The 14,694-nt window shown below is 39.4% G+C and carries 11 protein-coding genes and 1 pseudogene; 3 read left to right on the top strand and 9 right to left on the bottom strand.

Annotated features, from left to right (window positions below; genetic code table 11):
* Positions 1-64 precede the first annotated feature (64 nt).
* The 4 genes and pseudogenes from ACFILY_RS02330 to ACFILY_RS02315 all read right to left on the bottom strand — a co-directional run bounded on the left by ACFILY_RS02330 (position 65) and on the right by ACFILY_RS02315 (position 5,891).
* Positions 65-873, bottom strand: a pseudogene (locus ACFILY_RS02330) (hypothetical protein).
* Between the two features lie 10 nt (positions 874-883).
* Positions 884-2,260, bottom strand: coding sequence for a Trk system potassium transporter TrkA (gene trkA / locus ACFILY_RS02325; RefSeq protein WP_273791154.1), 1,377 nt, complete (start codon positions 2,258-2,260; stop codon positions 884-886).
* 3 nt (positions 2,261-2,263) lie between these two features.
* The gene (locus tag ACFILY_RS02320) at positions 2,264-3,622 is read right to left on the bottom strand and encodes a sigma-54 dependent transcriptional regulator (RefSeq protein WP_273791153.1); all 1,359 of its coding nucleotides are present in this window, start codon (positions 3,620-3,622) and stop codon (positions 2,264-2,266) included.
* Position 3,623: 1 nt separating this feature from the next.
* Positions 3,624-5,891 carry a PAS domain-containing sensor histidine kinase gene (locus ACFILY_RS02315; RefSeq protein WP_273791152.1) on the bottom strand — a complete coding sequence of 756 codons (2,268 nt, stop codon included), beginning with the start codon at positions 5,889-5,891 and terminating at the stop codon, positions 3,624-3,626.
* Between the two features lie 173 nt (positions 5,892-6,064).
* Here ACFILY_RS02315 and rirA point away from each other — a divergent pair, with 173 nt between their 5' ends.
* Genes rirA through ACFILY_RS02300 form a run of 3 tightly spaced genes read left to right on the top strand, consistent with a single transcriptional unit; the run spans position 6,065 to position 8,208 of the window.
* Positions 6,065-6,508: an iron-responsive transcriptional regulator RirA gene (gene rirA / locus ACFILY_RS02310; RefSeq protein ID WP_273791151.1), complete on the top strand. Its 444-nt coding sequence runs from the start codon at positions 6,065-6,067 to the stop codon at positions 6,506-6,508.
* Between the two features lie 24 nt (positions 6,509-6,532).
* Positions 6,533-7,723 (top strand): bifunctional 2-C-methyl-D-erythritol 4-phosphate cytidylyltransferase/2-C-methyl-D-erythritol 2,4-cyclodiphosphate synthase, encoded by a 1,191-nt coding sequence (locus ACFILY_RS02305; RefSeq protein ID WP_273791165.1) that lies wholly within the window; start codon positions 6,533-6,535, stop codon positions 7,721-7,723.
* A complete protein-coding gene (locus ACFILY_RS02300) occupies positions 7,720-8,208 on the top strand; it encodes a CinA family protein (RefSeq protein ID WP_375631353.1) in 489 nt (162 codons plus the stop codon). Before ACFILY_RS02305 ends, ACFILY_RS02300 begins: the two co-directional genes overlap by 4 nt.
* Before the next feature lie 577 nt (positions 8,209-8,785).
* Here the strand turns inward: ACFILY_RS02300 and ACFILY_RS02295 are convergent.
* From ACFILY_RS02295 to ACFILY_RS02275, 5 genes are all read right to left on the bottom strand, one after another.
* Positions 8,786-9,247: a type II toxin-antitoxin system RatA family toxin gene (locus tag ACFILY_RS02295; RefSeq protein ID WP_273791149.1), complete on the bottom strand. Its 462-nt coding sequence runs from the start codon at positions 9,245-9,247 to the stop codon at positions 8,786-8,788.
* Positions 9,248-9,249: 2 nt separating this feature from the next.
* Complete coding sequence (gene lipA, locus ACFILY_RS02290; protein WP_273791148.1) at positions 9,250-10,212, bottom strand: lipoyl synthase; 963 nt, start codon at positions 10,210-10,212, stop codon at positions 9,250-9,252.
* A 67-nt stretch (positions 10,213-10,279) separates the two neighbouring features.
* Entirely contained in the window at positions 10,280-11,740 is a 1,461-nt protein-coding gene (gene lpdA, locus ACFILY_RS02285) for a dihydrolipoyl dehydrogenase (protein WP_375637373.1), read from the bottom strand.
* 213 nt (positions 11,741-11,953) lie between these two features.
* Positions 11,954-13,297, bottom strand: a complete 1,344-nt coding sequence (locus ACFILY_RS02280) for a pyruvate dehydrogenase complex dihydrolipoamide acetyltransferase (protein ID WP_375637374.1) — start codon at positions 13,295-13,297, stop codon at positions 11,954-11,956.
* A gap of 14 nt (positions 13,298-13,311) precedes the next feature.
* Positions 13,312-14,679 (bottom strand): pyruvate dehydrogenase complex E1 component subunit beta, encoded by a 1,368-nt coding sequence (locus ACFILY_RS02275; protein ID WP_375631357.1) that lies wholly within the window; start codon positions 14,677-14,679, stop codon positions 13,312-13,314.
* Positions 14,680-14,694 lie beyond the last annotated feature (15 nt).

The raw sequence follows: 14,694 nt of genomic DNA, 5'->3' as shown, positions 1-14,694 counted from the left end.
AGCTACAATCAAGAGATGTATAAGATAGATTAAAATCTCAATAGTTAAAATAGCAATAATAACTCTACCTAAACAAATGATGAACATCAGGAATGCGAGATACCGCCCAATGGTAAAAACTTCCTTCCTGAGGTCTTTTCGTGGTCTTTGTCTTTCTGTGAATATGAAAGCCTATCAAGCGTGAATCTGTAAGCGGCTTTACGCCAAAAGCTGGTTCAAAAATACGTTCAGTTTTTCGCCCATTCCAATAATAAAAAGTTTCCTTTTCCCTTGCTTCATGAAAAAAACCATATCGTTTTGCTAATCGTGAAATACCATCATTGCCAAATATTGTAACGCCAAGATTTCCCAGTAAAATCGGCATTTTTTTCCTCTTTAACCAGAACGGTCTCCAAACACGACGCTTAAACCCAAGCCAATGAGGAATAATTTCTGTGCCTGCCAATAATCTTCAAATATTTTTATAATAGGGTTATTGGGCGGAAAATAAAGTGCAGAAACGCCTACTCTTGTATTATTTTCTCTTGCCAACCAAACCTTATCGGCATCTGGATGAAATTGTTTAACAAGGTAAACATCTGTATCTAACCAAACACCTTGTTGATATTCCATCAGCATAACACGAAAAAAATCCGAGAACTGAACAATTGTACACCCTAGTTTATCATCAGAAAAATCGGGATCAAGGCGATAAATTGCTGAGCGTGGTAAAATTGATTCGGCTTCATGCAGCTCAACACCAGCAGGGAGATTATCTATTTTTTTATCATAACTAAAAAGCTTAACGCGCTGTCCAGTTTTAACCATTGAAGACAAACAAAGCCTATCCACCAATCTTAATTGTCCACTATACCAAAAAGTACAAATATCCATAGATAATACATCAAAAATATTCTAAACTTACGCGAAAGAGTTGTTCAACATCACGAACTCTATCAGCAAGAGCAAAAATCACTATTCTATCACCAGACAAAATACGCGTATCTGCCGAAAGCTGTATTATTGTCTTATTGCGATAAATTGCACCAATTCTCAAACCATCTGATAAATTGAGCTCTGATAATGACTTACCAACTAATGAAGATGTTTGCATCACTTCAGCTTCAATAATTTCTGCTCGACCATTAAAAACTGAATGAACAGAACGAATACGCCCACGGCGCATTTGTTGCAAAATTCTCGATATTGTAACGCTATGGGGATTAAGATATGCATCCACACCAACAGCACGACTAAATTCTTGATAGGCAACATTATTAATCAATACCATATTGGCTTTGCAGCCCAATCTTTTAGCAATAATAGCGCTTAAGAGATTAACCTGATCTTGATTGGTCAATGTAATCATTAAATCGGACTGATCAATTCCCGCATCTTGAAGAATCACTGGATCTAACACGTTACCGTATAAGACTGTCGTTTTTTCAAGCTGATCAGCAATTGTAAGAGCTCTTTCTCTATGCGATTCTATAATCTTCAATTTTAATTTATGGAAACGCTTTTCAATCGCCTGTGCAACATAAAGGCCAATGTGACCACCCCCTGCAATAATCATGCGGTGTGCATCTTGTTCTTTATGACCAAAAAGCCCAACAGCACGACGCATCTGTTCACGAGAAACAACAAGATAGGTTATATCACCAACGCGTAATTGCGTTTCTGAATGTGCAACCAATAATTCCGCGCCACGTTTAATAGCGGTAACCGTCGTATGAAGATCTGGAAAAAGCTCTGTTAATTGACGCAAAGGTGTATTAATAACTGGACAATCTTCCATACATTCCAAGGCTAGCGCAACAATATCATCATTACAAAAATAAAGAACATCTATTGCACCAGGTAAAGCAATACGGCGCAAAACCATTTCCCCAACTTCAACTTCTGGCGAAATAACCACATCAATGGGAATATTCTCTCTGGAAAAAAGCGTCTTATAACGTGGCTCTAAATAAGATTGTGAGCGAATACGAGCAATTTTTGTGGGCACATTAAATAATGAATGTGCTACTTGGCAAGCTACCATATTGACTTCATCAAACAAAGTAACAGCAATCAACATATCAGCTTTGTCTGCATCTGCTGCCAAAAGAACTTCAGGCCGTGAACCGTGACCAACAAAACCTCTCACATCCAATGTATCGCGAATCTTTTCAATTAATCTCGTTTCGATATCAATAACAGTAACATCATGATTTTCAGCAGCAAGACGCTCTGCTATCCCATAACCAACCTGTCCTGCTCCACAAATAATAACACGCATCGCTTAAGAAACTCCAAGCGCTTTAAGTTTACGGTGCAAAGCTGAACGCTCCATGCCTATAAATTCAGCAGTACGTGATATATTTCCACCCAAACGCCCAATCTGCGCCACTAAATATCTCTTTTCAAACAATTCTCGAGCTTCACGTAACGGCAAATCCATTATACTTTCATCTGAATCCATTTGAAGGCGTGGCAAAGAATCACTTACTTCACTGGGAAGAAAGTCCGCTGTTATAGGACCATCACCATCCCGCACAAGAATAAGAAGACGCTCAATATTATTACGTAATTGCCGCACATTACCCGGCCAAGCGTGCGTTTGCAAAATAGCAATCACATCATCACTGATTGCACGCGGTTTAATCCCAACCTGCTGTGATATTGTTTTTACAAAATGATGTACAAGTTCTGGAATATCTTCACGACGCGCTGAAAGGGGCGGAACAACAATAGGAACAACGGAAAGACGGTGAAAAAGATCCTCCCTAAAGCGCCCATCAGAAATGAGGTTTTCAAGATTTTGCGCTGTCGAAGAAATGATACGGACATCCACCTTAACACGTTTTGTGCCGCCAATTCTCTCAAATGTTTGCCCCGTTAAAACCCGAAGAATCTTCCCTTGAGTCTCACGTGGCATGTCAGCAATTTCATCAAGATATAATATACCGCCATGAGCTTCCTCTAAGGCACCGATTTTACGCTCTCTTCCCTCCATTTCGCTGCCAAACAGCTCTATTTCCATTCTTTCCGGAGTAATCGTTGCAGCATTTATTGTAACAAATGGCCCATTCGAACGCGTTGAGAGCGCATGAATAGTTCGTGCAACAGTCTCTTTTCCTGCCCCTGAAGGACCTGTTATCATGATGCGACTATTGGTTGGTGCTACTTTTTCTATGATTTGACGCAAATTTTTTATAACTGTCGATTTTCCGAGCAACTCTAATGTCTCGTTCGAACGCTTTCGTAATTCTAAAAGCTCACGTTTTAAATTTGAATTTTCAAGTGTTCTCTCTGCAACCAATACAAGTCTATCAGCTTTAAAAGGTTTTTCAATGAAATCATATGCCCCTCGCTTTATAGCGGAAACAGCCGTCTCAATATTACCATGACCAGAGATCATAACGACCGGAAGAGCCGGATATTGTGTTTTAATTTCATCAAGCAGTGCTAAACCATCGAGACGACTACCCTGTAGCCAAATATCCAAAAAAATGAGCTTTGGAATACGCTCACTAATTTGAGCCAATGCTTCATCAGAGTTACAAGCAACGCGCGTTTCATAACCTTCATCCTCTAAAATACCAGCAACAAGCTCACGAATATCTGCTTCATCATCAACAATCAAGATATCTGATACCATACTATTCCCCTATCTTATGATTTATGGCTTGTATAATATTACCCTGCTTACCCCCATCCGCAGGAAATATCAAACGGATCATCGCACCACGACCTTCATAAAAACTCTCCGGTGCATCATGAAGCTCCATGAAACCACCGTGATCTTCAATAACTTTGCGCACAATGGCTAACCCCAGTCCTGTTCCTTTTTCCCGCGTTGTTATATAGGGTTCTAATAACTTTTGTCTTTGCTCTTTAGGAAGTCCTTTCCCGTTATCAACAACATCCACAACCACCCATTCTTTCTGTCGATAAGAACGGACAAGAATATGACCGTGAATATTTTCCTCTCGCATAACTGAATCTATGGATTCGCTCGCGTTTTTGATAACATTGCAGAAAGCCTGTACAATGAGACGGTTATCAAATGCACCCATAAGTGGTAGAGTTCCTAAATCTTGCTCAAAATGAATATCATGTCGCGTCACCTCTATCAAGAAACATGCTTCGCGCAACAATTCTCGTATATCTAAAATATGCATTTTGGGTTTTGGCATACGTGCAAAAGAGGAAAACTCATCAACCATACGCCCAATATCTCCAACCTGCCGAATAATCGTGTCAATACACCGCTCAAAAACCTCTCTATCTTGTGTAATAGCTTTGTTATAACGTTTACGAATGCGTTCAGCGGATAACTGAATAGGTGTAAGAGGATTTTTAATTTCGTGCGCAATACGCCGCGCAATATCCGCCCACGCTGCTGTACGTTGCGCTGCAACAAGGTCAGTAATATCATCAATTGTTAGAACCCAAGATTGCCCCTGTCCATCATCCTCCTCCATCGTAACTTGAACATTACAGACACGCTCTTTTCCTGCAACGTTTAAAGTGACCTGTTCACGATGGTTTTTACGATCTAATGAACGCACAAACTGAAAAACCTGCCAAATTTCAGCGCTTAAAGATAAAAGACTTTGTCCAACAACGTGCTCAGAGCGAATATCAAACATCGCTTCAATAGACCGATTGATAATGGTGATATCACCATTATCATCTATACCTGCTACTCCCGCTGTTACACCCGATAACACAGCTTCAGAAAAACGCCGTCTTTCATCAATTTGATCACGCACTGCAATCAACTCATTACGCCGACTTTTCAATTCACTGACCATGTAATTAAAAGTTTTGGATAATTGCCCAATATCTCCATCTTTTGCTCGTACTGGCACGAAAATTTCCATATTTCCAGAAGCAACATCATCGGCAGCACTAATGAGAAGACGAATAGGACGCACTAAACGATCAGCAACAGCAATAGCAGCCCAAATAGCTGATAAGAATAAACTAAAAAAAAGACACAAATAAAGCATACCAAATGCAATCTGTGTCAGCAGGCGATTTTCATTTAAATCACGATAGCGATCTGTATTAACTTCTGTCAAACGCAAAGCAGATAAAACACCTTTATCAACGTCACGCACCAAATATAAAAATGTGTTTGGAATGTTGGTAAATTTTAAAATAATACCAAAATAATCATGAACGCCTGGTTGAAAAGAAAAAGGTCTCGCACTGGTTGCACGTTCAATAAGATGAGAAGGAGGAATTGGCAGTTTATCTTCATCACCAAGAGCACTCGATACAAAAATAGCTCCGCTAGAACTTAACAAAAATGCACCACGCAAATTGCGTCCTATAGCATGACGCGTCAATTGCATCCTATATTCAGCTGGATTACGTTCTAAGAGTTTTTTGTTATCAAGTGCAAATGCCATCGCGTAGGATAAATTTTTTAAATTTTGAAGCATTTCATCTGCATAAGCATTTGCTAAATCAATAGAAGAGCCCACAATTTGCCGCGTTGTTGTATCAAACCATCGATCAAGTCCCAAATTTAGTGCTGGACCCGATACAAGAGCTACAGCAACAGCTGGCATTGTCGCAACAAGTGCAAACAATGAAATAAGACGCACATGAAGACGCGATCCTGCACGCCTTGAACGCCAAGCACGAATGATCGGAATCATCTCATAAAAAACGATGACAATAAGCCCTAAAACCCAAAAACTATTAATCCCTATAAGAATAAGGGTTACTGTTCTACTGGGAACAACAGGAGTTAATCCAATAAGAATAATAAACGAAACAGAGGCCGTAAGTAAAGCCAATACAATAATTGTAATCCCTAAAAAAATATATACCTTACTTAAACGATACAACTCATCGTTATAAGTATTTTTATCTATGTCTTGAAGATTCGTCACAGATGTTATATTCGTCATGAGCTTACATACCCTTATCCCATTATTCTCATATAACCTTTTGTAGCAAAAATTGACAATACTAATACTACATTTAAAATAGGGCAAATATAGTCAATGAGGAAAAGCTTCTATATTTTGCAAAATATCTTTAAAATAGACTGTGTTCGACGATACTTTACGAAGGAAATGAGATGCGATTAACAAAACAAACAAATTATGCTCTTCGAATGCTCATGTATTGTGCAGATAATCAGGGAACTCTCAGTCGTGTTCCAGAAATTGCTAAAGCATATGCCGTTTCAGAACTTTTTTTATTTAAAATCCTTCAGCTGCTTGTTCAAGCAGGTTTTATACAAACAGTGCGTGGACGCAATGGTGGAGTTAGATTGGCTAAACCCGCAGCAGAGATTTCAGTCGCTGATGTTGTGAAAGTAACAGAAGACAACTTTTCCCTAGCAGAATGTTTCGATACTGCAGAACCAACTTGCCCCTTGTTTGATTTTTGTGGTTTAAATACCGCACTTCAAAAAGCATTAAATGCTTTTTTTGAGGTGTTGTCCATGATATCCCTTGCTGATCTACAACAACCATCCTTTCAAAATCATTTTAAAATTAATGACAAAAAAGAAAACTAAGATTATAATACAAGGAGATTAAGTATTTCTATTGCAGCAATAATATTAGCCGCTGGACGGGGTGAAAGAGCAGGATCTCCCTATAAAATTCCAAAACAATATCGGCTTCTAGGACAAAAGCCGATTATTTATCATACCGTGCATTGTTTTTTGCAGCATCCAGCTATCACAACAATTATCCTTGTTATTCATCCAGAAGATCGTCAAATCTGTGAACAAGCTATTGGCGATTTTAAAGAGCGCCTTATTATCGTTGAAGGAGGCAATACACGTCAAATCTCTACCTTACATGGACTTCAGGCACTTAAAAAATTTTCCCCCCAATATGTGCATATTCATGATGGTGCACGCCCTTTTATTGAAAACAAGCTTTTTAATAACATTCACAACACTATCACGCCTCAAGAAGGTGTTCTTCCTGTTCTGCCCATCTCTGATACCCTTAAACGTATAAATAATCAGCATGTTTTAGAAACAATTCCCCGTACCCATCTTTATAGTGCACAAACTCCACAGTGTTTTCCCTTTGAACATATCTTAGCGGCCCATAAACAAGCAAAACAAGCTTGCAAACAAGAATTCACTGACGATTCTGCAATTGCCGAATGGTTTGGAATTCCTATGCGTACCGTTCCTGGGGATCCTAACAACATAAAAATTACATGGCATGAAGATTTTAATACTGCACATTTATATCTCCAAAAGAAAATGCAAATGTTTCCTGATATCCGTACTGGCAATGGTTATGATGTTCACTCTTTTGAAGATGGTGATTTTCTTATATTATGTGGTATAAAAATCCCTTTTCATAAAAAATTAAATGGACACTCCGATGCGGATGTTGCTCTTCATGCATTAACAGATGCCCTTCTTGCAACTCAAGGTGCTGGAGATATCGGTACACATTTTCCTCCCTCTGATCCTCAATGGAAAAATGTATCATCAGAAATTTTTCTCCGTCATGCTCTCGATATTATAAAACAAGCAGATGGTCGTATCGCCAATGTTGATATCACAATTATCGCTGAAAATCCTAAAATTGGTCCCTATCGTCATGCTATGACAGAAAATCTTATGACAATACTTGCAATGACACCTGATCGAATCTCTATCAAAGCAACAACAAATGAAAAGCTTGGATTTATTGGTCGTGGTGAGGGAATTGCTGCTCTTGCAACAGCGAGCGTTCTTTATTCAGGAGAAATTCCCCAATGACATATCTTTGTGAAAAACAAGCACATGAAGTCCTTAATACCTTTCGCCAAAAAGGTTTACTGTTAACAACTGTAGAGTCTTGTACAGGGGGGCTCATTGCTGCAAGCCTCACAAATATTGCAGGATCGTCAGATGTTCTCGATTGTGGATTTGTTGTTTATTCAAATGAATCCAAAACACGCCTTGTTGGCGTTTGTGCTGAACTTATAAGAACCTATGGTGCCGTTTCAAAAGAAGTTGCTCTTGCAATGGCTGAGGGTGGATTAAAACATTCACAAGCTGACATTGCAGTTTCTGTAACAGGGATTGCTGGTCCAGGAGGTGCAAGTCTTGATAAACCTGTAGGACTTGTGCATTGCGCAGTTGCTTACAAAAATCACCCCCCCCTGCACAAAGAAATGCACTTTGCTCATCTTAATCGCAATGCTATCCGCCATGCAACTGTTGAAAATGTTTTTAAAATGATTCTGGAATTACTTCACTGAATTCCCCATACTAATTTCAAAATTCTCTATTCCACATTGAGTCTATAGTCGCCCACACCTTGAAAATGAAAGACCTGAATAGCGTAAAGTTATCTCACTTCAGCCCTGTGTAGGTTGAATTAATCAAATTTATTCACTTGCACGCCACAAGAGAAAAAAACTGTAGTAAATAAAATGATTAAAGAAAGGGACACTTGTACCTCTCTCTCAAGTGCTAAGAGCTGGCGCACCATCTTGAGAGATGGCAAATAAATGGTGCAGGCTGACTTGTTCATAAACGTACAGATGTGGAGTTTATATGCTTTTACGAAGGATCTATACTATTTATTATGAGCACTATTATGAAATGGGTATGACGCAAGCATGTTCTATTTGGGCGTTCTGTTTAACGGATGTGTATCCATTAAAAAAGAGAGAAACAAAAGAGTGAAGCTGTACATCATTTTCATCATTTAAAATGATGTTCCTTCAATATGTTTTTGAAAGCTGAATTAAAAACAAATAGTAAAGATGGAAACCGGTTTTCACCTTCACGCTGTTATAAGCAATACGTATTGTTAAAAAATAACAGAATAGACTATGTTACCGTAGAGCCATAAATCTGATGCGCACGCTTCTCAAAAGCCTCGGTAAATTTACGAAACGCAATATCAAACATTGAGCCCATCACTAATCCAAGCGTTTTACTTTTAAATTCATAATCAATAAAAAACTCTACATTACATGCATTGGTATTTTCAATATCATGAAAGGCCCAACGATTTTCAAGATATTTGAATGGACCATCAATATATTTAACTTCTATAAGACTTTTTTCCGGCTGAAGAAATACTTGAGTCGTAAAAGTTTCACGAATAATCTTATAGCCAACGGTCATATCCGCAAGAAGCAATATTTTTTTTCCATATTCTTTTCGAGAACGTATTATTAAAGACTCACACATTGGTAAAAATTCAGGATAACGCTCAATATCTGAAACCAGATCAAACATTTCACTGGCACTATGGGTGATCTGCCGATGTATTGTAAAAATCGGCATAATTATCTCTGTAAGGAAAATTTTTCATCACGCGCTTTTTGCAAAATGGCAAAATCATCTCCAGCGTGATGAGATGAACGCGTCAGAGGATTGGAAGCCATATGTAAAAATCCTTTTACTTTTCCAATCTTGGCAAAAGACTCAAATTCTTCAGGAGGCACAAAACGAACAACTGGATGATGTTTTCGTGTAGGCTGCAAATATTGTCCAATTGTCATAAAGTCAACATCAGCAGCGCGCAAATCATCCATCAATTGCAAAATCTCATTTCGCTCCTCCCCAAGGCCAACCATAATTCCCGATTTTGTAAAAATTGTTGGATCAAGTTCTTTAACGCGTTGTAATAAACGAATTGAATGAAAATAACGCGCCCCTGGACGGACCTTCAAATATTTAGAAGGAACTGTTTCTAAGTTATGATTAAAAACATCAGGCTTAGCAGCAACAACAACTTCTAAAGCGCCATCCTTATGACGAAAATCAGGTGTAAGAACTTCAATTGTTGTTTTAGGAGTTTTTTGACGAATCGCATAAATAACTTTTGCAAAATGCTCAGCACCACCATCAGCAAGATCATCACGATCAACAGATGTAATGACAACATGTTTTAATTCCATCCGTGCAACAGCATCGGCGACACGTTCTGGCTCATTATCATCAACGGCAAGTGGAATACCTGTTGCAACGTTACAAAAAGCACAAGCACGCGTACATATTTCACCTAAAATCATAAAGCTAGCATGCCTCTGGCTCCAACATTCGCCAATATTAGGGCAACCAGCTTCTTCGCATACAGTCACTAACTTATGCGTACGTACAATACCATGTGTTTCCTTATAAATTGGTGATGTTGGCGCTTTTACACGAATCCAATCTGGCTTTTTTTGAACGCTTGTATCAGGACGATGTGCCTTTTCAGGATGACGCAAACGTCTATTTGTAACTCTATCAACAACCGTAACCATTTAAGCCTTTGCCTTATAAATACGAAGTAACAATCAAAAATATAAAATTTTTCATACAATCCAATCATCAAGCGTTTAAAACTTGACCATAAGCATCCAATACACTTTCTTTCATCATTTCCGATAAGGTCGGATGTGGAAAGACAGTATGCATTAATTCTTCTTCTGTTGTTTCAAGATTCATAGCAATAACAAAACCCTGTATCAATTCTGTTACCTCAGCCCCTACCATATGGGCCCCGAGAAGCTGTCCTGTTTTTTTATCAAAAATCGTTTTTACTAACCCCTGATCTTCACCCAAAGCAATCGCCTTACCATTCGCAGCAAAAGAATAACGACCAATACGTATATCATAACCTGCTTCTTTTGCAGCCGCTTCTGAAAGCCCTACAGAAGCAACCTGTGGTGTACAATATGTACACCCTGGAATTTTTCTTTTATCAAGCGGATGAGCACTCTTCAAACCTGCAAGATGCTCAATACATATCACTCCTTCTTCTTCTGCTTTATGGGCCAACATAGGAGGACCTGCTACATCACCAATAGCATAAATGCCTTCCACCCCCGTCCAACTCCATTCATCAGTCACAATGCACCCGCGATCGGTTTTTATTCCCAAAGATTCTAAACCAAGATTCTCAATATTACCTTGCACCCCTACAGCGGAAATTAACCGGTCAACAGTTATTGTCTCTATTTTACCTTGAACATCAATATGTACAGTCACAGAATCGGAAGACTTTTCAACCTTTGTTACTTTTGCTTGACGAAGAATGCGTAAACCTCTTTTCTCTAACTGTTTACGAGCAAACATTGAAATTTCAATATCTTCAGCAGGCATGATATGGGGCATCATTTCAACAACAGTTACTGTCGCCCCCATATCACGATAAAAAGAGGCAAATTCAATGCCAATAGCCCCAGACCCTATAACCAAAAGCGATTTTGGCATTGATGACGGTATCATAGCTTCAAAATAAGTCCAAATGAGTTTTCCATCTGGTTCAATACCAGGAAGAACACGAGGACGTGCGCCCGTTGCAATAATGATATGCTTTGCTTGATAAGTTCCCTCCCCTAACGTTCCTTTAGGGACTGGATTTTGCGGTTGCATAATCGGTTTTGAGGATGAAGAAACCATAATTTCCGCAGGATGGCTTCCCTTTGCTTCTTTAGTAAGCTTTGCTTCACCCCAAATAATATCAATTTTGTTTTTTTTCATTAGAAAATCAACACCAGCATTTAAACGTGCTGAAACACCGCGTGAACGTGCCACAACATCTTTGATGTTTGCCTCAATGGAACCATTAATTTTTAGTCCATAATTTTTCGCATGTTCAGCAAAATGTTTCATTTCCGCTGAACGTAGAAGGGCCTTTGTTGGAATACATCCCCAATTTAAACAGATCCCTCCCAAATGTTCACGTTCAACAATCGCAGTCTTAAAGCCACATTGTGCTGCACGAATTGCGGTTACATATCCGCCTGGACCTGATCCAATCACAATTACATCATAAAGATTTGCCACAGTAATTCCTCCATGGATATATATAAAACGGATATGCACTTTTTGAACTTAAGTCTGCAAAATAACATGACAGAATTATCTTATGTCTTTTGCTTACGTAAATGCTTTACCCAAACCAGAAATAGCAATAACATTGCTCTTCAAACTCGTTAAATTTGCTTTTATTTTCTTAATACACTCTCTCACAATTTACGTGAAGAACTGTTAAACAGTTCAAACCAACATTGCTAATGGATTTTCAATCATCTTCTTAAAAGTCCGCGCGATCTCTGCTGCTAAAGCACCATCGACAGCACGATGATCAGCAGAAATCGTAACTGACATAACTGTCGCAACGACTAATGCATCATTTTTAACAACGGCGCGCTGCTCCCCTGCTCCAATCGCAAAAATCGTCGCATGCGGTGGATTAAGAATAGCAGAAAAACTTTTTATACCATACATCCCCATATTTGATACAGCTGTTGTTCCACCCTGATATTCTTCCATTTTTAACTTGCCCTCGCGCGCACGCTTTGCAAAATCCTTCATCTCTTTGGAAATAAGTGATAACGGCTTTTCCTCTGCATGGCGAATAATCGGTGTAACTAATCCATTGGGAATGGAAACAGCAACCCCAACATCACAATGTTTATGATGAATCATCCCACCTTCAAGCCAAGAGACATTCGCATCAGGAACCGCTTTCAAAGAAAGTGCGACAGCTTTGATCACCATATCATTAACAGAAAGCTTATAAGTAGGCTGAGTTTCTTCTTGCCTTTTAACCATTGGTGCAGCAGCATTCAGTTGTGTACGCAGTGCTAATAGCGCATCAAGTTCACAATCTACCGTTACATAGAAATGTGGGACTTTCTGTTTTGATTCCACCAAACGTGTCGCGATTGTTTTACGCATATTATTATGGGGAACGAAGCTATATTCATCCTCTTTGAAGAGTTTCAATATCTGTTTGTCTGAAGCACCTGTAGCTGTTAGCTCCCCTATCTGTGATGAATAAGACACTTTAGAAATATCGCTGCTCACAGCTTTTTCCACATCGCGCTTAATAATACGCCCATGCGGACCACTTCCAGAAATAAGGGATAAATCAAGACCTGCCTGAGATGCTAATCGCCGCGCTAAGGGAGAGGCAAAAAGACGAGCTTCTTTTTTATCTTGCTGTATTAATTGCCCAGTTGATGATTCATGAGACATTTTTATTCCCTTTGAGTCCGTCTGTTTCAGAGAATCTGTCTGTTTGATGCCCTCTGATTCTTGTCTTGTAGAAGAAGAGATTTCTTCTGTAACTTTTGCAGCTTCAGCTAAATCTTCACCTTCTTCTGCTAAAACAACAATTAAAGCATTTACTTTAACGCCTTGTGTTCCAGCAGGAACAACAATTTTAGCAACCCTACCTTCATCAACGGCTTCGACTTCCATTGTCGCTTTATCCGTCTCAATTTCAGCAATAACATCACCAGAGGAAACCTTATCTCCCTCCTTAATATTCCATTTTGTTAAATTTCCCTCTTCCATCGTAGGGGAAAGCGCTGGCATTGTAATTTTAATGGGCATTATGCTTTCCTCCGTTATGCTCTGTATGTCACAGCCTGAACTGCCTCAATAATTTCAGCAGTATTAGGCAAAGCCAACTTCTCAAGATTAGCGGCATAAGGCATCGGAACATCTTTGCCAGAAATCGTAGCAATTGGCGCATCAAGATAGTCAAAAGCCTGCTGCATAACACGCGTTGCTATTTCAGTTCCCACGGATGACTGAGGAAATCCCTCTTCAATTGTTACCAAACGACCTGTTTTTTTAACTGACGAAAGAATTGTAGGAAGATCCATAGGGCGAATGGTTCGTAAATCAATCAATTCAACATCAATACCAAGTTTTTCAATTTCTGGTAACGCTTGAACAGCATAATGCATCCCAATTCCACATGCAACAATCGTCACATCTTGTCCAGACTTATGAATACGCGCCTTACCAATAGGCAAAAGAAAATCATCCAGTTGAGGAACATCAAATTGATGCCCATACAAAATCTCATTTTCAAGGAAAATAACAGGATTATCATCACGAATAGCAGCTTTCAGCAAACCTTTTGCATCTGCAGCACTATAAGGCATGACAACTTTCAGACCTGGTACATGACTATACCATGCAGCATAGCATTGAGAATGTTGAGCACCAACACGGGCAGCCGCACCATTGGGACCTCGGAAAACCATAGGAGCGGTCATTTGTCCACCAGACATATAACGTGTTTTGGCTGCTGAGTTAATAATTTGGTCCATCGCCTGCATCGCAAAATTAAAGGTCATAAACTCGACAATAGGACGTAACCCACCAAAAGCAGCCCCAACAGCCAGCCCAGCAAAGCCGTGCTCTGTAATTGGGGTATCAATAACTCGGCGTTCCCCGAACTCTTCCAACAAACCCTGACTAACCTTATAGGCACCTTGATATTGCGCGACTTCTTCCCCCATAAGAAAAACTGTTTCATCACGCCGCATTTCTTCAGCCAAAGCCTGATTAAGCGCTTCACGAACTGTCATTGTAACCATTTGTGTTCCCGCTGGAATATCAAAATTAAGAGATGTATCAAAAGTAGGAGCAGCCTGCGGAACTGACAATGGCAGAGAAAGAGCAGATTCCTTAGGTTTTTGTGCTATATCAGTAGGTTGCGAAATATCCTCAGCACGCTCACCTTCTTCTAACAAAATTGCAATAACAGTGTTAACCCTTACGCCTTCTGAACCTTCAGGCACAAAAATTTTACCAAGAGTACCTTCATCAACGGCCTCTACTTCCATTGTAGCCTTATCCGTTTCAATTTCAGCAATAACATCGCCAGAGCTAACCTTATCACCTTCTTTCTTGAGCCATTTAGACAGTTTACCTTCTTCCATAGTTGGTGAAAGCGCCGGCATCAAAATATCAATAGACATACTTGCTTCCCTCGC

This window comes from Bartonella sp. CL25QHWL (assembly GCF_042195335.1).
In the GTDB taxonomy this organism is placed as follows: Bacteria; Pseudomonadota; Alphaproteobacteria; order Rhizobiales; family Rhizobiaceae; genus Bartonella.
This window is presented reverse-complemented; position numbering and strand designations above follow the sequence as displayed.